This window comes from Streptomyces sp. NPDC051987 (genome assembly GCF_040680735.1).
Lineage (GTDB): Bacteria > Actinomycetota > Actinomycetes > Streptomycetales > Streptomycetaceae > Streptomyces.
The window spans coordinates 50461-66578 of record NZ_JBFAXI010000015.1; the positions used below are offsets into that span (position 1 = coordinate 50461).

The 16118-nt window shown below is 70.8% G+C and carries 16 protein-coding genes and 1 pseudogene; 10 read left to right on the forward strand and 7 right to left on the reverse strand.

All coding sequences use genetic code 11. The annotated features are described in order from the left end of the window. Positions 1-106: 106 nt before the first annotated feature. Positions 107-2383 (forward strand): heavy metal translocating P-type ATPase, encoded by a 2277-nt coding sequence (locus AB0M11_RS11365; RefSeq protein WP_365703863.1) that lies wholly within the window; start codon positions 107-109, stop codon positions 2381-2383. Between the two features lie 561 nt (positions 2384-2944). Here AB0M11_RS11365 and AB0M11_RS11370 read toward each other — a convergent pair. Both AB0M11_RS11370 and AB0M11_RS11375 read right to left on the reverse strand, forming a co-directional pair. After that, positions 2945-4234 carry a citrate synthase gene (locus AB0M11_RS11370; RefSeq protein ID WP_294002060.1) on the reverse strand — a complete coding sequence of 430 codons (1290 nt, stop codon included), beginning with the start codon at positions 4232-4234 and terminating at the stop codon, positions 2945-2947. 197 nt (positions 4235-4431) lie between these two features. Next, positions 4432-6702: an ATP-dependent RecD-like DNA helicase gene (locus tag AB0M11_RS11375; protein WP_365703866.1), complete on the reverse strand. Its 2271-nt coding sequence runs from the start codon at positions 6700-6702 to the stop codon at positions 4432-4434. 117 nt (positions 6703-6819) lie between these two features. Here AB0M11_RS11375 and AB0M11_RS11380 point away from each other — a divergent pair, with 117 nt between their 5' ends. Both AB0M11_RS11380 and AB0M11_RS11385 read left to right on the forward strand, forming a co-directional pair. Beyond that, a complete protein-coding gene (locus AB0M11_RS11380) occupies positions 6820-7494 on the forward strand; it encodes a DUF402 domain-containing protein (protein ID WP_365703868.1) in 675 nt (224 codons plus the stop codon). A gap of 57 nt (positions 7495-7551) precedes the next feature. Beyond that, complete coding sequence (locus AB0M11_RS11385; protein ID WP_365703870.1) at positions 7552-8139, forward strand: DUF4328 domain-containing protein; 588 nt, start codon at positions 7552-7554, stop codon at positions 8137-8139. On the opposite strand, the gene AB0M11_RS11390 is transcribed toward AB0M11_RS11385, so the two are convergent. From AB0M11_RS11390 to AB0M11_RS11400, 3 genes and pseudogenes are all read right to left on the reverse strand, one after another. Then, complete coding sequence (locus AB0M11_RS11390; RefSeq protein WP_365703987.1) at positions 8087-8248, reverse strand: DUF397 domain-containing protein; 162 nt, start codon at positions 8246-8248, stop codon at positions 8087-8089. The two genes, AB0M11_RS11385 and AB0M11_RS11390, sit on opposite strands and share 53 nt — an antisense overlap. Before the next feature lie 54 nt (positions 8249-8302). Continuing rightward, positions 8303-8470, reverse strand: a pseudogene (locus AB0M11_RS11395) (DUF397 domain-containing protein); the annotation flags it as partial. A gap of 7 nt (positions 8471-8477) precedes the next feature. Next, the gene (locus AB0M11_RS11400) at positions 8478-9314 is read right to left on the reverse strand and encodes a helix-turn-helix transcriptional regulator (protein WP_365703872.1); all 837 of its coding nucleotides are present in this window, start codon (positions 9312-9314) and stop codon (positions 8478-8480) included. Positions 9315-9494: 180 nt separating this feature from the next. Here AB0M11_RS11400 and AB0M11_RS11405 point away from each other — a divergent pair, with 180 nt between their 5' ends. Both AB0M11_RS11405 and AB0M11_RS11410 read left to right on the forward strand, forming a co-directional pair. Beyond that, positions 9495-9899 (forward strand): ATP-binding protein, encoded by a 405-nt coding sequence (locus tag AB0M11_RS11405; RefSeq protein WP_365703874.1) that lies wholly within the window; start codon positions 9495-9497, stop codon positions 9897-9899. Positions 9900-9969: 70 nt separating this feature from the next. Next, positions 9970-10293 (forward strand): hypothetical protein, encoded by a 324-nt coding sequence (locus AB0M11_RS11410; RefSeq protein WP_365703989.1) that lies wholly within the window; start codon positions 9970-9972, stop codon positions 10291-10293. Here AB0M11_RS11410 and AB0M11_RS11415 read toward each other — a convergent pair. Both AB0M11_RS11415 and AB0M11_RS11420 read right to left on the reverse strand, forming a co-directional pair. Further along, positions 10287-11027, reverse strand: coding sequence for an SDR family oxidoreductase (locus AB0M11_RS11415; protein ID WP_365703876.1), 741 nt, complete (start codon positions 11025-11027; stop codon positions 10287-10289). The genes AB0M11_RS11410 and AB0M11_RS11415 overlap by 7 nt on opposite strands. 156 nt (positions 11028-11183) lie before the next feature. Next, a complete protein-coding gene (locus tag AB0M11_RS11420; RefSeq protein WP_365703878.1) occupies positions 11184-11771 on the reverse strand; it encodes an NAD(P)H-dependent oxidoreductase in 588 nt (195 codons plus the stop codon). A gap of 91 nt (positions 11772-11862) precedes the next feature. Here AB0M11_RS11420 and AB0M11_RS11425 point away from each other — a divergent pair, with 91 nt between their 5' ends. From AB0M11_RS11425 to AB0M11_RS11445, 5 genes are all read left to right on the forward strand, one after another. Next, on the forward strand, positions 11863-12351 hold the full coding sequence (locus AB0M11_RS11425) for a MarR family transcriptional regulator (RefSeq protein ID WP_365703880.1): 489 nt from the start codon (positions 11863-11865) through the stop codon (positions 12349-12351). A gap of 75 nt (positions 12352-12426) precedes the next feature. Beyond that, a complete protein-coding gene (locus tag AB0M11_RS11430; RefSeq protein WP_365703882.1) occupies positions 12427-13260 on the forward strand; it encodes a helix-turn-helix transcriptional regulator in 834 nt (277 codons plus the stop codon). A gap of 139 nt (positions 13261-13399) precedes the next feature. After that, positions 13400-14128, forward strand: coding sequence for a VOC family protein (locus AB0M11_RS11435; protein ID WP_365703884.1), 729 nt, complete (start codon positions 13400-13402; stop codon positions 14126-14128). A 128-nt stretch (positions 14129-14256) separates the two neighbouring features. After that, entirely contained in the window at positions 14257-15039 is a 783-nt protein-coding gene (locus tag AB0M11_RS11440) for a VOC family protein (protein ID WP_365703886.1), read from the forward strand. Positions 15040-15170: 131 nt separating this feature from the next. After that, a complete protein-coding gene (locus AB0M11_RS11445) occupies positions 15171-16079 on the forward strand; it encodes an MBL fold metallo-hydrolase (RefSeq protein ID WP_365703888.1) in 909 nt (302 codons plus the stop codon). The last annotated feature ends 39 nt before the right edge of the window (positions 16080-16118 follow it).

Genomic DNA, 16118 nt, shown 5'->3' on the forward strand with positions numbered 1-16118 from the left:
ACGCACCACCAGCAGCACGCACGACGGAAACGTATCTCCCCGCCGGGCCGTGCCGACCAGCTGATACTGGCTCCGTACGGTCCGGTCCGTTGTCTGGAGTCCGGACATGACGACCAGCACCACCACCAGCACCGCACAGACACCGATAGCCCCGCCACGCCCGGCCGGCGAGTCCGAGGTCGAGCTGCTGATCGGCGGTATGACCTGTGCCTCCTGCGCCGCCCGGGTCGAGAAGAAGCTGAACCGGATGGACGGCGTCACCGCCACCGTGAACTACGCGACCGAGAAGGCGAAGGTCACATACCCCCAGGGGGTTCAGGTCGCCGACCTGATCGCCACGGTCGTGAAGACCGGGTACACCGCCGAGGAGCCCGCGCCCCCGGCGCCGGAGCCGGAGCCGGAGCAGGAAAGGGAGGCCGAGGACGCGGCGGACCCGGAACTCGCCGGCCTGCGCCACCGCCTCCTGGTCTCCGCCCTGCTCGCCGCCCCGGTCGTGCTGCTCGCGATGGTCCCGGCGCTGCAGTTCGACAACTGGCAGTGGCTGTCGCTGACGCTCGCCGCCCCCGTCGTCGTCTGGGGCGGTGCGCAGTTCCACCGGGCCGCCTGGACCAACGCCCGGCACGGCGCCGCCACCATGGACACCCTGGTCTCGGTCGGCACCCTGGCCGCGTTCGGCTGGTCGCTGTGGGCGCTGTTCTTCGGCGACGCGGGCATGCCGGGGATGCACGATGAGTTCCGGTTCACCGTCTCCCGCATGGACAGCGCGTCCACGATCTACCTGGAGGTCGCCTCCGGGGTCGTCGCGCTGATCCTGCTCGGCCGCTATCTGGAGGCGCGTTCCAAGCGGCGCGCCGGCGCGGCCCTGCGGGCGCTGATGGAGCTGGGCGCCAAGGACGTGGCGGTGCTGCGCGGCGGCCGGGAGGTGCGGGTTCCGGTGGCGTCGCTCGCGGTCGGCGACCGGTTCGTCGTACGGCCCGGCGAGAAGGTCGCCACCGACGGGACCGTGGTGGAGGGCGTGTCCGCGGTGGACGCGTCGATGCTGACCGGCGAGTCCGTGCCGGTGGACGTGACCGTCGGCGACGCCGTCACGGGCGCGACCGTCAACGCGGGCGGCCGGCTGGTCGTCGAGGCGACCCGGGTGGGCGCCGACACCCAGCTCGCCCGGACGGCGCGCATGGTGGAGGACGCGCAGAACGGCAAGGCCGAGGTGCAGCGCCTGGCCGACCGGATCTCCGCCGTCTTCGTCCCGGTCGTCATCCTCGTCGCGCTCGGCACCTTCGCGGTCTGGCTGGGCGTCACCGGGGACACCGCCGCAGCGTTCACGGCCGCCGTCGCCGTGCTGATCATCGCCTGCCCGTGCGCCCTGGGCCTGGCCACGCCGACCGCGCTGATGGTCGGCACCGGGCGGGGCGCCCAGCTCGGCATCCTCATCAGGGGCCCGGAGGTGCTGGAGTCCACGCGGCGGGTCGACACCGTCGTCCTCGACAAGACGGGGACGGTGACCACCGGGCGGATGAGCCTCCAGGAGGTGCACGTCGCGGCGGGCGCCGACGCGGACGAGGTCCTGCGGCTCGCCGGCGCCCTGGAACACGCGTCCGAGCACCCGGTCGCCAGGGCGATCACGGCCGGGGCGGAGGAGCGGGTCGGGGCACTGCCCGCCGTCGAGCACTTCGAGAACGTCCCCGGGCGGGGCGTGCGCGGGCGCGTGGACGGCCGTGAGGTGGCCGTGGGGCGCCTCTTCGACGTGGTGCCCGAGGAGTTGGCCGCGGCCCGCTCCCGGGCCGAGCGGGAGGGGCGCACGGCCGTCCTGGCCGGGTGGGACGGAGCGGCACGGGGTGTCCTCGCCGTCGCCGACACCGTCAAGGAGACCAGCCCCGAGGCGGTGCGCGAGTTGCGCGCGCTCGGCCTGACACCGGTGCTGCTGACCGGGGACAACCGGGCGGTGGCCGCATCGGTGGCGCGGGCCGTCGGGATCACCGAGGTCATCGCCGAGGTGCTGCCCGAGGAGAAGGTGGAGGTCGTACGGCGGCTGCGGCGCGAGGGGCGGACGGTCGCCATGGTCGGCGACGGGGTCAACGACGCGGCGGCCCTGGCCACCGCGGACCTGGGGCTAGCGATGGGCACCGGGACGGACGCGGCGATCGAGGCCGGCGACCTGACCCTGGTGCGCGGGGACCTGCGGGTGGCGGCCGACGCGATCCGGCTGTCCCGGCGGACCCTCGCCACCATCAAGGGCAACCTGGTGTGGGCCTTCGGCTACAACGTCGCCGCGCTCCCGCTGGCCGCCGCGGGACTCCTCAACCCGATGATCGCGGGCGCCGCGATGGCCTTCTCGTCGGTGTTCGTGGTGACCAACAGTCTCCGGCTGCGCACCTTCCGGTGAAAGTTACCGCCGGTTCGGGACAGCGGATGCAAGAGTCCCCCTGGAGTCCGACGCGAGCCTCACATAAGCTCTTCACAAGGCTCGCGCATCATCCTTACGCTTGAGCTCCGATCGCCGTATCGGGGCTCTTGCGCATCTATCGGACCGATGCAAGAGACGCAGATCACAGTGATGCGAACGTAACCATCGAAGGGCTTCGAAGGTCTAAGTTGGCGATGTCAGGGAAGCGTCTTGGGGGGCGCTGACCTGGCATCTGGGGATGTCTTGGGGGACTTCCTCAGAGATGCGTTGCCGGGGCACGTACGTCGGGAAGCTTTGAGCGGCCCTCCCGTGCCGTGCGGGTCCCGGCAGATCGCACCGCATCACTGGATGAAGTACGGCGAGTTCTGCTCGTTGTGCTCAACGCAGCGATTCAGGCGCTGCCGTACCGAGCGCCCGGCCGGATCCCGTGGGGGGAATCCGCACCGGGACACGGGAAGGCGCCCTGGTCGCCGGCCCGTGGGGGGACCGGCGCTCCAGGGCGCCTTCTGCTAGCTTCTGCGGCTCCTGACGAAAGAGCGCTCAGCGCTCCTCGACCGGCACGAAGTCGCGCTCGACGACGCCCGTGTAGATCTGGCGGGGGCGGCCGATGCGGGAGCCGGGCTCCTTGATCATCTCCTGCCACTGGGCGATCCAGCCGGGCAGCCGGCCGAGGGCGAACAGGACCGTGAACATCTCGGTCGGGAAGCCCATGGCGCGGTAGATCAGGCCGGTGTAGAAGTCCACGTTCGGGTAGAGGTTGCGCGAGACGAAGTAGTCGTCGGAGAGCGCGTGCTCCTCCAGCTTCAGCGCGATGTCCAGCAGCTCGTCGGACTTGCCGAGGGCCGAGAGGACGTCGTGCGCCGCCGACTTGATGATCTTGGCGCGCGGGTCGAAGGACTTGTAGACCCGGTGGCCGAAGCCCATCAGGCGGACGCCGTCCTCCTTGTTCTTCACCTTGGTGATGAAGGAGTCGACGTCGCCGCCGTTGGCCTGGATGCCCTCCAGCATCTCCAGGACGGACTGGTTGGCACCGCCGTGCAGGGGGCCCCAGAGCGCGGAGATACCGGCGGAGATCGACGCGAACATGTTGGCCTGCGACGAGCCGACCAGGCGGACCGTCGAGGTCGAACAGTTCTGCTCGTGGTCCGCGTGCAGGATCAGGAGCTTGTCCAGCGCCGAGACGACGACCGGGTCGAGCTCGTAGTCCTGCGCCGGCACCGAGAACGTCATGCGCAGGAAGTTCTCCACGTAGGAGAGGTCGTTGCGCGGGTAGACGAACGGGTGGCCGACCGACTTCTTGTACGCGTACGCGGCGATGGTCGGAAGCTTGGCGAGCAGGCGGATGGTGGAGAGGTCGCGCTGCTTCGCGTCGAACGGGTTGTGGCTGTCCTGGTAGAAGGTGGACAGCGCGGAGACCACCGACGACAGCATGGCCATCGGGTGGGCGTCACGCGGGAAGCCCCGGTAGAAGTTCTTGACGTCCTCGTGGAGCAGGGTGTGCCGCGTGATCTCGTTCTTGAACGTGGTGAGCTCGTCGACCGTCGGCAGCTCACCGTTGATCAGCAGGTAGGCCACCTCCAGGAAGGTGGAGCGCTCCGCCAGCTGCTCGATCGGGTAGCCGCGGTAGCGGAGGATGCCCGCCTCGCCGTCGAGGTAGGTGATGGCGGATTTATAGGCAGCGGTGTTGCCGTAGCCGCTGTCCAGGGTCACGAGACCGGTCTGGGCCCGAAGCTTCCCGATGTCGAAGCCCTTGTCGCCGACGGTGCTGTCGACCACCGGGTAGGTGTACTCGCCGTCGCCGTACCGCAGTACTACAGAGTTGTCGCTCACGTCTTCCCTCACCGACGTAGTGCCTCATCTTCGAGGTGCCCTGACTGTCTCTACCATCCCCCATTTGGCTCAGGAGAGTGCACTCGGGGTCGACCATTGGGCCTATCGGCGGCACTCAGTGCCGCCAACCTGCTCATCCTGCCCCCTTGTCTCCCCATCTGGAAGGCCCTTGTGACCTTCACGACTCATTTGATCGATCATTTTTCGGGAGATCCGCCCCGGCTGAGCCGGAAGGCGAGCGCGGTACAGCGCCGACCTGCCGAAACGGTGCGCACCGCCTGCCCGATCGCCTTGCGCGAACCGACGAGGACGACCAGCCGCTTGGCCCGCGTGACCGCCGTGTAGAGCAGGTTCCGCTGGAGCATCATCCAGGCTCCGGTGGTGACCGGAATCACCACGGCGGGATATTCACTGCCCTGTGAACGGTGGATGGTCACCGCGTAGGCGTGCGCCAGTTCGTCCAGTTCGTCGAATTCGTACGGCACCTCCTCATCTTCGTCCGTCAGCACCGTGAGGCGCTGGTCGACCGGGTCGAGCGCGGTGACCACGCCCACGGTGCCGTTGAAGACGCCGTTCTCGCCCTTCTCGTAGTTGTTGCGGATCTGCGTGACCTTGTCGCCGACCCGGAACACCCGCCCGCCGAGCCGCTTCTCGGGCACGTCGGGGCGGGCCGGGGTGATGACCTGCTGGAGCAGGCCGTTGAGCGCGCCGGCGCCGGCCGGACCCCGGTGCATGGGCGTGAGGACCTGCACGTCCCGCCGGGGGTCGAGGCCGAACCTGGCCGGTACCCGCCGGGCGGCGACGTCGACGGCGAGCTTGCCGGCCTCCTCCGTCTCGTCCTCCACGAAGAGGAAGAAGTCCTTCATGCCGTCGGTGACGGGGTGCTGGCCCGCGTTGATCCGGTGCGCGTTGGTGACCACGCCGGACTGCTGGGCCTGCCGGAACACGCGCGTCAGGCGCACCGCAGGGATCGGACCGCCCTCGGCGAGCAGGTCCCGCAGCACCTCCCCCGCCCCGACGCTGGGCAGCTGGTCCACGTCCCCCACGAAGAGCAGGTGCGCGCCCGGCGGTACGGCCTTCACCAGCTTGTTGGCGAGGAGCAGGTCGAGCATGGACGCCTCGTCCACCACCACCAGGTCGGCGTCGAGCGGCCGGTCCCGGTCGTAGGCCGCGTCCCCGCCCGGCTTCAGCTCCAGCAGCCGGTGCACGGTGGACGCCTCGGCCCCGGTCAGCTCGGCGAGCCGCTTGGCCGCACGGCCGGTGGGGGCGGCGAGCACCACCTTCGCCTTCTTGGCCCGCGCCAGCTCCACGATCGACCGCACGGTGAACGACTTGCCGCAGCCCGGCCCGCCGGTCAGCACCGCCACCTTCTCCGTCAGCGCCAGCCGGACGGCCGCCTCCTGCTCGGGGGCCAGCTCGACGCCGGTACGGTCCTTCAGCCAGCCGAGCGCCTTGTCCCAGGCGACGTCCCTGAACGCCGGCATCCGGTCGTCGCCGGTGCGCAGCAGCCGCAGCAGCTGGCCGGCGAGTGCGACCTCGGCGCGATGGAAGGGCACCAGGTAGATCGCGGTTACGGGCTCGGCGTCCGGGTCCGGCCCGGGGAGCTTCTCCCGCACGACACCCGGGTCCTCCCCCTCCTCCGGCTGCGCCGCCAGCTCGGCGAGGCACTCGATGACGAGGCCGGTGTCGACCTGGAGCAGCTTGACCGCGTCCGCGATGAGCCGTTCCTCGGGGAGGTAGCAGTGCCCCTGGTCGGCGGACTGCGAGAGCGCGTACTGCAGCCCCGCCTTCACCCGCTCCGGACTGTCGTGCGGTATCCCCACGGACTGGGCGATCTTGTCGGCGGTGAGGAACCCGATGCCCCACACGTCGGCCGCGAGCCGGTACGGCTGGTTCTTCACCACGGAGATCGACGCGTCGCCGTACTTCTTGTAGATCCGCACGGCGATGGACGTCGACACCTCGACGGTCTGCAGGAAGAGCATGACCTCCTTGATCGCCTTCTGCTCCTCCCAGGCGTCGGCGATCTTCTTCGTCCGCTTCGGCCCGAGGCCGGGCACCTCGACCAGCCGCTTCGGCTCCTCCTCGATGATCCGCAGGGTGTCCACGCCGAAGTGCTGGGTGATCCGGTCCGCGAACACCGGCCCGATCCCCTTGACCAGCCCCGACCCCAGATAGCGCCGTATCCCCTGCACCGTGGCGGGCAGCACGGTCGTGTAGTTCTCGACGGTGAACTGCTTGCCGTACTGGGGGTGCGACCCCCAGCGGCCCTCCATCCGCAGCGACTCCCCCACCTGTGCGCCGAGCAGCGCACCGACGACCGTGAGCAGATCGCCGGCGCCTCTGCCGGTGTCGACGCGCGCGACCGTGTAGCCGTTCTCCTCGTTCGCGTACGTGATGCGTTCGAGCACGCCTTCGACGGTGGCGAGCCGTCGTTCGCCTGTGGGGGGTGCCGCCTGGTGAGCCATGATCCGACGGTACTGGCGGGGACTGACAGCCGGGGAGGAGGTGCGGAATTCAGCACGCCGCCCGGACGCAACCCCGGCGGCGGCACCACGCGTCATGATGCCGGGGGGGGGTGCGCCATGCGACGGTTCCGACCGGGTGAGACCGCTGTCCGGCGTGACGTGTTCCGCGGGAAGGTGTGGAGCGCACAAGCGCTGCATGTCGTCGAGGACAACGCCGAGGCACTTGTCGTGGGATGCCGGCCCGGCGCGGACGCGCTGGCCCCGACGACCTGGATCGAGTGGCTGCTGACCGGGGACGAGGAGACCAGGATCAGAGCCTTGCCCAACCTGGCCGACGGCAGCTGGCGGCTCGGCCGCTGGACATGGCGCGACACGGCACACCTGCAATGGGTCCCGCCGGACACCTGGTTCAGCGTGAACGCGTTCTACGACGTCTCGGACGGCCACCGGCTGACGCACTGGTACGTCAACTTCCAGCGGCCCATGCGCCGCACGGATCTCGGCTTCGACACCTTCGACCTCCTCCTGGACCTGGTGGTGGCGCCCGACCTGTCCCGGTGGGACTGGAAGGACGAGGACGAGTACGCCCACGGCCGCCGGCTCGGCGTGGTGAGCGAGGCGGATCACCGGGCCGTCGAGCAGGCCCGCGGGCAGGCGGTGGTCATGATCCAGGAGCGTGGCGGGCCGTTCGTCGCAGAGGCGAAGTGGCGGATCTGGCGCCCCGATCCCGACCGGCCGGCTCCGTCACTGCCGGCCGAAGCCCCGACTTTCGGTCTCGACCGGGCCCTATGATCACTCCGCCCCGGCGTCCGCCGCGGCGAAGGACACCACCGAGACAGGCCGAAGACGATGACGAGCGCTGCCCGCACGGCTCCCCGGTTCCTCGCCCGCTCCGCGCAGGCGCTGATCGCGGCGGCGGCCGTGGCGGACGTCTTCCGCGCGGTCGCCCTACGGGACCACTACCTGCACCCCACCGATGCGTCCCAGCACAGGTCCGGCCTCATCTCCATGGTCTTCGTCTATCTGATGACCCTCGCGACCGTGCTGTTCCTCGTCTGGCTCGCCCGTTCCCGGCGCAACGCCCACGAGTCGGCCCACGAGGCCGCGGTCCCGAGTACGGGCTGGATGATCGGCGCCTGGTTCATACCGGTGGTCAACCTCTTCGCCCCGCGCCGGATCGTGCTCGACATCGGGCGCGCCGGCTCTGTGTCGTGGGAGAAGCGGGAGACGACGCTGGTGAATCTCTGGTGGGCCGCCTGGGTCGCGCACGCGCTGGTGGCCTTGGTGGCCAGCCGAGTTGCCCCCGGCTCGATGCCCTGCCTCGTGGTGACGGAGACGCTGATGCTCGCGGCGGCCGTGCTGGCGGTGCTGGTCATCGAGCGCGTCACTGCGCTGCAGGCTGCGGCGCCTGACGTCCAGGTGAGCCTGCGCGCTTGATCTCCGCGAGGAAGGCGGCGAAGGCTCCCGCCGGGAAGGCGAGGGCGGCGCGGCCGGGGGCTTTGGAGTCGCGGACGCGTGTGTGGGTGGGGGCGGTGGCTATCTCCACGCATTCGTTGCCGTCACCCGGGCCTGAGTAGGACGACTTCCGCCAGCCGGACGTCTTGAGGTCATCGACGAAGGCGGCGAAGGCTTCGGAGGGGAAGGTGAGGGTGGCTCGGGTGGGGGCTTTGGAGTCGCGGACGGCCGCGTAGGTGCGGGTGGTCGCAATCTCCACGCAGTCGTTCCCGTCGTCCGGGCCCGAGTAGGACGACTTGCGCCAGTTGTCCATGGGTTCCTCACAGCTCTTTCGCCAGCCGGTTGACGAAGTCGCGCGACCGTTCGGGATCGAGTGATACAACTTCCACCTTACGGAAGCGGGTTCGAAAGGCGTTGAGTTGCGCTTCGGAATCGATGAAGGCTGAGCCGTGAGGCACATCGCGCACCACCGTGTCCAGTTTCGGCACGGGGCCGCCGACATACTTCATGGTGCTTGCCGCCTGAGTGAAACCGTCCAGGTCGAAGGGGATGACGCGCACGGCGATGTGGTCCGCGTCGGAGAGTTCCAGAAGCCTGTTGAGCTGAGCCAGAGATGCTGCGCGATCGCTGACCCTGATACGCAGGGCAGCCTCGTGGATCACCAATGCGTACGGAGTGGTGATCTGTTGACGCCTCAGCCGGTGATGCACCCGCAACTCAAGTTCTTCATGGGTGAGTTCGGGCACCCGGGAGGAGAAGACCGCTCGGGCGTAGTCCTCCGTCTGCAGCAAACCGGGAACGTACAGGACCGCGACCTCGTGCAGGTACGTGGCGTTGTACTCCAGTTCGGCGAGGTCTAGGAACGACGTGGGTAGCAGACCTCGGTACTCCTCCCACCAACCTTTCGTGCGATCGGCGGCCATCTCAACCAGGGCGTCGATGAACTCCCTGTCCGTACAGGCGTAATGGGACGCCAGTCGACGCACCCGTTCCTCACTCACACCCGTGAGTCCCAGCTCGATGTGGCTGATCTGGACCCTATTCGCCCCGAGAAGGGCCGCCGCCTGCGCCCCGGTCATGCCGGCCGCCTCACGGAGCCTGCGCAGCTCAACGCCCAGACGCACCTGACGGGCTGTTGGCTCACGCCTCTGGACCATGGGTTGCACTCCTCTTTCGGGGGCGGATCACACGATCAGCTTGCCACGGGTAACAGATTACCCCTACCGTCAGTGACGCAACGCACACGCAGCGGAAGTGCACCGCCTCGTCCTGCCACGACGGCCGCGGCAACGCCACCCTGCGGGAAACTCCCCCATAACCACCGGAGTTGATGACGCATGCCTGAAGCCTGGGAGTACACGCTTACCATCCCCAACGACCTCCGCGCGGTCACCGTCAGCCGACACACGCTCAGACTGGTCCTCACGGCGCATGAACTCGTCCCCTTCCTCGACGTCGCCGAACTCGTCGCCACCGAGCTGGTCTCCAACGCCGTACGGCATACGAACGGACCCGCCGCTCTCCGCATCCGCTGGTCACCGCCCGGCACCCTGCGGATCGGCGCGTGGGACGCGGACCCCGAACCGCCCGAGCCGCCGGTGCCGTTGGAGCGGCTCGGGGAGGTGGAGGAGGGGCGGGGGCTGGCGCTGGTGCGGGCCTGTTCGGATCTGTGGGGCTGGCAGCCGCTGTCGCGGTTCGGCAACCGGGGGAAGTACGTGTGGTGCGAGGTGGCCGCGGCGTAGGCGCACGGAAGCCCGTAAGGTCACCGGCATGTCTCTGCGTCTCCGTATGCGTCAGGCACTGCCCGAGGCGATGCGTGCCCGCGACAAGGTCGCGGTGAGTGCCCTGCGCGCGACGCTCGCCGCACTGGACAGCGCCGAGGCCGTGCCCGTGGGCGAGACGGAGCTGCGGGGCCTGGCCCTGGAGGCGTCGCCGGTCGGGGCCGGTGCCACCGAGGCGGCCCGGCGTGAGCTGAGCGAGCACGACGTGGTGCGTGTCGTACGGGCGGAGGCCGACGAACGGCTGGCGGCCGCGGCGCAGTTGACCGCCCCCGCGCACGCCGACCGGGCGGAGCGGCTGCGCGCGGAGGCCGCCGTACTGCTGCGCTTCGCCGACGGGGCCGCCGACGGCTACTGAGCGCTCGCGGCGGGACGGACCACGATCTCGTTGACGTCGACCTGAGGGGGCTGGGAGACCGCATAGGCGATGGCGTCCGCGATGGCGGTGGCGGGGAGTGCCACGGCACGGTAGGCCTTCATGGCCTCACGGGCGGCGGGATCGGAGATCGAGTCGGCGAGTTCGGACTCGGTGACGCCCGGGGAGACGAGGGTGACCCGGATGTCGCCGGCGGACTCCTGCCGCAGGCCTTCGGAGATCGCGCGGACGGCGAACTTCGTGGCGCAGTACACGGCGGCCGTGGGCGAGACCTCGTACGCCCCGACGGAGGCGATGTTCACGAAGTGCCCGCCGCCCTGGGCGTGCATCACGGGCAGGGCGGCGGCGACACCGTGCAGGACCCCCCGGACGTTGACGTCGATCATCCGGTCCCACTCGTCGGTCTTCAGCGCCGCCAGCGGCGAGAGCGGCATGACACCGGCGTTGTTGACGACCACGTCCAGGCGGCCGTAGCGCTCGCGGGCGGCGGAGACGAAGGCCCGGACGTCGGCGGCGTCCGTGACGTCGAGTCGGCGGAAGGCCGCGATGCCGCCCGCAGCGGTGATCTCCTTGGTGAGCATGTCGAGACGGTCGGTGCGGCGCGCTCCGAGGAGCAGACGGTGGCCCTCGGCGGCCAGCCGGCGGGCCGTCGCCTCGCCGATCCCGCTGCTCGCTCCGGTGACCGCCACGACCTTGGCTGTGTCTGTCGTTGTCATGCGGCCGAGTCTGCGCAGGTCGCAGGCGGCCGACCAGGGTGGCTGTCGCCTGGGTGCGGTACACCCAGGCAGCAGGCCGCCCGTACGGCCCGCTTCAGCTCCCCTCCCCGCGGCGTCCGTCCACGCCCTGTCACGTGTTCGGCCACGGACCGGGCCTCAGGCAGCCGTGGCCGTCGGCGCCTTGGCCTCCCGCACCCCGCGCAGCGCGCCGGACCAGGCGATCACCTGGTCGAGCATGCCGCTCACGGCGGTGTCGAGGCCCTCCTGGGGGACGAAGGTGCCGGTGTGGAACGAGGGGTGTGTCGAGATGGTGGGCTGGGCGCGGACCGTGGCCACCTGGAGTTCGGCGAGGACGAGCCGCAGCGCCTCGGCGGCCCGCGCCCCGGCGACCCAGCCGCCGTAGCTGATGATCCCGGCGGCCTTGTCGTTCCACTCCTTGTAGACGTAGTCCAGGGCGTTCTTCAGGGCTCCGGGGTAGGAGTGGTTGTACTCGGGGACGAGGAACACATAGCCGTCGAAGCTGTCGATGAGTGCACCCCAGGCGCGGGTGTGGTCGTGCCGGTACTGCTGGAAGTTCGGGTTGCCCGGCTCGTCGAGGTTGCCGAGGTCGTGGTCGGCGAGGTCGACGAGTTCGTAGGCGGCTCCCCCGTGGGCGCGGGCGGCCTCCAGCGCCCAGGCGGCGATCTGGTCGCCACGCCGTCCGGGGCGGGTGCTTCCGAGGATGAGCGCGATGCGGAGTGTCATGGTCCTCCTCCGAGGAGAGTTGATGCGTCAACTCTAGGCAGAATGGAGTTGAAGTGACAACTCCGCTGGTCGCTGCGGTATCGTGGGCGATATGACGGAGGCTCGATCACTGGATCCCGGGGAGTGGGAGTTCTGGGACATCTGGATGCGCGCGCAGCGCCTGCTCACCAGGGAGCTGGAACGTGGTCTGCAGCGTGACTGCGACATCTCGAAGGCCGAGTTCAGCGTGCTGGTGGTGCTGTGGCAGGCCGCCGGCCGCGAGATGCGTGTCGGCGAGCTCTCCGAGTCGCTCGACTGGGACAAGAGCCGCGTCGCCCATCAGCTGACGCGCATGGAGAAACGCGGCTTCGTCAGACGCACGCAGTACGGGGTCGACGGTCGCCGGGCGGGGATCGGGCTGACCGCCGAGGGGCGCCGCGCCGCCCAGAGTGCCGTCCTCGTGCACGGCGCCAACATCCGCCGCCACTTCCTCGACCACCTCACCCCCGAGCAGACATCGGTCATCCGGGCATGGAGCGAGCAGGCGGTCGATCGCCTCGAACCGCACCGCGGCGAGGCTGCCGGCGACGGCGCGTCCTAGACCACGCCCCGCACCGCGCTCAGGACGCCGCCGGTACGGCCCTGGGCAAGGTCGGACACGCCCTAGCCTGACGGCATGACCGAGAACCACCTGGGAGAGTTCCTGCGCGCACGCCGGGCGGCCCTGCGGCCGCGGGACGTCGGCATGGCGAGCCACGGTGTGCGCCGGGTCGCCGGGTTGCGCCGCGAGGAGGTCGCGGTGCTGGCGGGGGTGAACGTGGACTACTACACCCGCCTGGAACAGGGCCGCGAGCGCCACCCCTCGGCCTCCGTCGTCGACGCACTCGGCCAGGCCCTGCGGCTGGACGCCGACGCCCACGCCCACCTGCACCGGCTGGCCGGGACGGTGCCGGGCGACCGGTTCGGCCCCACCACGGACCGGGTCAGTCCCGCCCTTCGCCAGCTGCTGGACGGCTACCCGGGCGCCCCGGCGTTCGTCGTCGACCTGACCCTGGACATCCTGGCGGGCAACGCCCTGGCCGACGCCCTGCACTCCCCCTTCGAGCGGGCGGACAACCTGGCCCGCATGGTCTTCCTCGACCCGGCGGGGCGGCAGTTCTACACCCGGTGGGGCGACACGGCGCAGACCACCGCGGGCCACCTGCGCCAGGCTGCCGGACTCGCCCCCGACGCCCCACGGCTGCGGGCCCTCCTCCACGCCCTCACCGAACACAGCGCGGACTTCGCCCGCCTCTGGGACACCCACGCCGTGCACGGCAAGACCCTGGACGCCAAGCACCTGCTCCACCCCGACGTCGGCCACCTGACCCTCACGTACCAGGCCTTCGACGTGCGCGACGCTCCAGGCCAGCAACTCGTCGTCTACCAGGCCGCGCCCGGCAGCCCCAGCGCCGATGCCCTCGCACTGCTGGGCTCGCTCCACGCGACCTCGGACCGGACCGCCGGATAGCAGCGCCGGCACGCCCCACCGGCCGCCGAGACCGCCCGGCCGGAAATCCGGATGCGGGTGACGCGCGGCCGCCCCTACGCTGCCCCGCGGGAAGGGCAAGGCGACGTATCGGCCGTCAGTGGATCGGAGATGCCCCGACATGACCAGTCAGCTGTTGGCGATCTGCTTCAACGCGACCCGCCCGTCGGACCTGGCGCGCTTCTGGTCCGGGGTCCTCGGCTGGGAACCGGCCGACGGTCCGGACGACGACGTCGCGATCCAGTCCCCCGACACCACCGGGTTCCGCATCCGTTTCCTGCCCGGCGCACAGCCCAAGACCCGCCAGAACCGGGCCCACTTCGACCTGACGAGCGGCTCCCCTCAGGAGCAGCGGCAGACGGTGGCCAGGGTGTTGGAGCTCGGCGGCAGGCACATCGACGTGGGGCAGCTGCCGGAGGAGGAGCATGTCGTCCTCGCCGATCCGGACGGCAACGAGTTCTGCGTCATCGAGGCAGGCAACAAGTTCCTCGCCGACACCGGCTTCATCGGCGCGCTGGCCTGCGACGGCACCCAGGAGGTCGGCTACTTCTGGAGCGAGGCGCTGCGCTGGCCGCTGGTCTGGGACCAGGACGAGGAGACCGCGATCCAGTCGCCCGACGGCGGCACGAAGATCACGTGGGGTGGTCCGCCGGTGCCGCCGAAGACGGGTCCGAACAGGCTCTTCTTCGAGCTGGGCAGTCCCGCGGGCACCGACGGGGAGGCAGAGATCGACCGCCTGCTCTCCCTGGGCGCGACCCGCCCGGACGGCGCCGCGGGCGCCGGCGACCGCGACGCCGTGCTGCTGCTCGACCCCGACGGCAACGAGTTCCGCGTGCGGAGAACCCCGTAGCGGGACTCTGGCTGCCGGCCCCGCGCGGGTGAGCCGAGCGTAAGGGCCAGGTCGTTCCGGTGGCGGGAAATCGTCGATACGGTGATGGTGGGCGGCGGGGACTTCTTCGTGCGCAGGGAGAGCTGCAGATGCCCGAGATCACCACTCCGTACCCGACCGGCACCCCGTGCTGGGTCGATCTGATGGCGCAGGACCAGCAGGCGGCGCTGGACTTCTACCGTGACCTGTTCGGCTGGCAGGGCGAGGTCGGCGGGGCCGACTTCGGCGGGTACGCGGTCTGCACGCTGCACGGCAAGCCGGTGGCGGGCATCGGCGCGGCCATGGCGCCGGAGGGGCAGCCGGAGCCGCCGACCGTGTGGACCACCTATCTGGCCAGCACCGACGCCCAGGCCACCCAGGACACCATCGTCTCGGCCGGTGGCACGCTGATCGCCCCCGTGATGGACGTCGGCGGCATCGGCCGGATGCTGATCGCCGCCGACCCGCAGGGCGCGGTGTTCGGGGTGTGGCAGCCGGGCGAGTTCCACGGCGCCGGGGTGGTCAACGAGCCGGGCGCGCTGATCTGGAACGAGCTGAACACCAGCGACGTACCCGGCGCCACCGGCTTCTACGGCGAGGCCTTCGGGATCGAGATCGAGCCGATGGAGGGCGCCGACGGGACCTACTGGTCGCTGAACGTCGGCGGCCGGGGCGTCGGCGGCGCCGCCCGGCTCGGCGACGACCGGCCCGGCGTCCCCCCGCACTGGCTCACCTACTTCGCGGTCGACGACGTCGACTCGACCGTGGACGCCCTGGTCAAGCGGAACGGCACGGTCATCGCACCGCCGTTCGAGATGATGGCCGGCCGCATGTCCGTGGTCGCCGACCCGCAGGGCGCCACCTTCGCGGTCTTCAAGCCGAAGCCCATGTGAGCGGCCGGGCGACGTCCCCGGCAGAGCAGCCCCTTGCCGCGATCACCAGACCCTGGCCCCCTTCCGCTTTCCGTCCCGCTGGGGATACCCCTGAGGTGACCGGCGGTACGAGAGCGGAGGAGGACGGGGTCATGGGGACCGAAGAGGCCGCAGACGGCTGGCGGGTGGACGGGCGCTGCACGAACTGCGACGTGGCGCGGCAGCTCGCCCCGGGGCTCGTCGGGGAGGTGGCGGGGCGCTCGGCCGTACTGCGCCAGCCGCGCGACGACGCGGAGGCGGCACGGCTGCACGCGGCGGCGCACGCCTGCCCCACCCGGTCGGTCCGGCCCCCGGGCGGGCGGCTGGACCCGGCCCGGGATCCGTTCCCGATGCCGCTGGACGACGGTGCCGCCACCGGCACCGGCACCGTGCTGCTGTGCGGGCACAACTCCCCGCACACCGCCGGCGCCAACTCCTACCTGCTGCGCCGTCCCGACGGCACGTCGATGATGATCGACACCCCCCGGTGGAGCCCCGCGCTCGCCGCCCGCCACGAGGCGTCCGGTCCCGTCACCGACGTACTCCTCACCCACCGCGACCACGCCGCGCACGGCCGTCGCTACGCCGACCGGTTCGGTGCCCGGCTCTGGATCCACGAGGGCGACCTCGACGCCGCCCCGGACGCCGACCGGGTGCTGCGCGGCACCGAACCGGCCGAGATCGGCGCCGGTGTCCTCGCCCTCCCCTTTCCCGGGCACACCCGGGGCAGCGTGGTCTACCTGGCCGACGAGCGGTACTGCTTCAGCGGCGACAGCTTCTACTGGTCGCGCACGACCGCGGACATCGAGGTGGTGGACAGCGTCACCTGGTACTCCATCCGCGAACTGGCCGCCTCGCTGAACCGGGGCGCCGACCGGCTGCGCTTCGAGTGGCTGCTGCCGGGGCACGGCGACCGCCGCCGTCTGTCCCGCGCGGACATGACCGCCCGGCTACGGAACCTGGCGGCCCGCACGCGGGAACTCCCGCCCCGCCCGGTGGACTTCACCGCGGTGCGCTGGTGAGCCTCCTGCCCGGCCCGACAACCGGCCCGTCACGTCCGG

Excerpts from the sequence above, each read along its gene's own strand:
- AB0M11_RS11400 (WP_365703872.1), bottom strand. The coding sequence starts at position 9,314 with ATGGTCCAGAGGCGTGAGCCAACAGCCCGTCAGGTGCGTCTGGGCGTT.
- AB0M11_RS11415 (WP_365703876.1), bottom strand. The coding sequence starts at position 11,027 with ATGACAACGACAGACACAGCCAAGGTCGTGGCGGTCACCGGAGCGAGC.
- AB0M11_RS11435 (WP_365703884.1), top strand. The coding sequence starts at position 13,400 with ATGACCAGTCAGCTGTTGGCGATCTGCTTCAACGCGACCCGCCCGTCG.
- AB0M11_RS11445 (WP_365703888.1), top strand. The coding sequence starts at position 15,171 with ATGGGGACCGAAGAGGCCGCAGACGGCTGGCGGGTGGACGGGCGCTGC.
- AB0M11_RS11385 (WP_365703870.1), top strand. The coding sequence starts at position 7,552 with ATGACGAGCGCTGCCCGCACGGCTCCCCGGTTCCTCGCCCGCTCCGCG.
- AB0M11_RS11425 (WP_365703880.1), top strand. The coding sequence starts at position 11,863 with ATGACGGAGGCTCGATCACTGGATCCCGGGGAGTGGGAGTTCTGGGAC.
- AB0M11_RS11440 (WP_365703886.1), top strand. The coding sequence starts at position 14,257 with ATGCCCGAGATCACCACTCCGTACCCGACCGGCACCCCGTGCTGGGTC.
- AB0M11_RS11365 (WP_365703863.1), top strand. The coding sequence starts at position 107 with ATGACGACCAGCACCACCACCAGCACCGCACAGACACCGATAGCCCCG.
- AB0M11_RS11410 (WP_365703989.1), top strand. The coding sequence starts at position 9,970 with ATGCGTGCCCGCGACAAGGTCGCGGTGAGTGCCCTGCGCGCGACGCTC.
- AB0M11_RS11420 (WP_365703878.1), bottom strand. The coding sequence starts at position 11,771 with ATGACACTCCGCATCGCGCTCATCCTCGGAAGCACCCGCCCCGGACGG.
- AB0M11_RS11380 (WP_365703868.1), top strand. The coding sequence starts at position 6,820 with ATGCGACGGTTCCGACCGGGTGAGACCGCTGTCCGGCGTGACGTGTTC.
- AB0M11_RS11430 (WP_365703882.1), top strand. The coding sequence starts at position 12,427 with ATGACCGAGAACCACCTGGGAGAGTTCCTGCGCGCACGCCGGGCGGCC.
- AB0M11_RS11375 (WP_365703866.1), bottom strand. The coding sequence starts at position 6,702 with ATGGCTCACCAGGCGGCACCCCCCACAGGCGAACGACGGCTCGCCACC.
- AB0M11_RS11405 (WP_365703874.1), top strand. The coding sequence starts at position 9,495 with ATGCCTGAAGCCTGGGAGTACACGCTTACCATCCCCAACGACCTCCGC.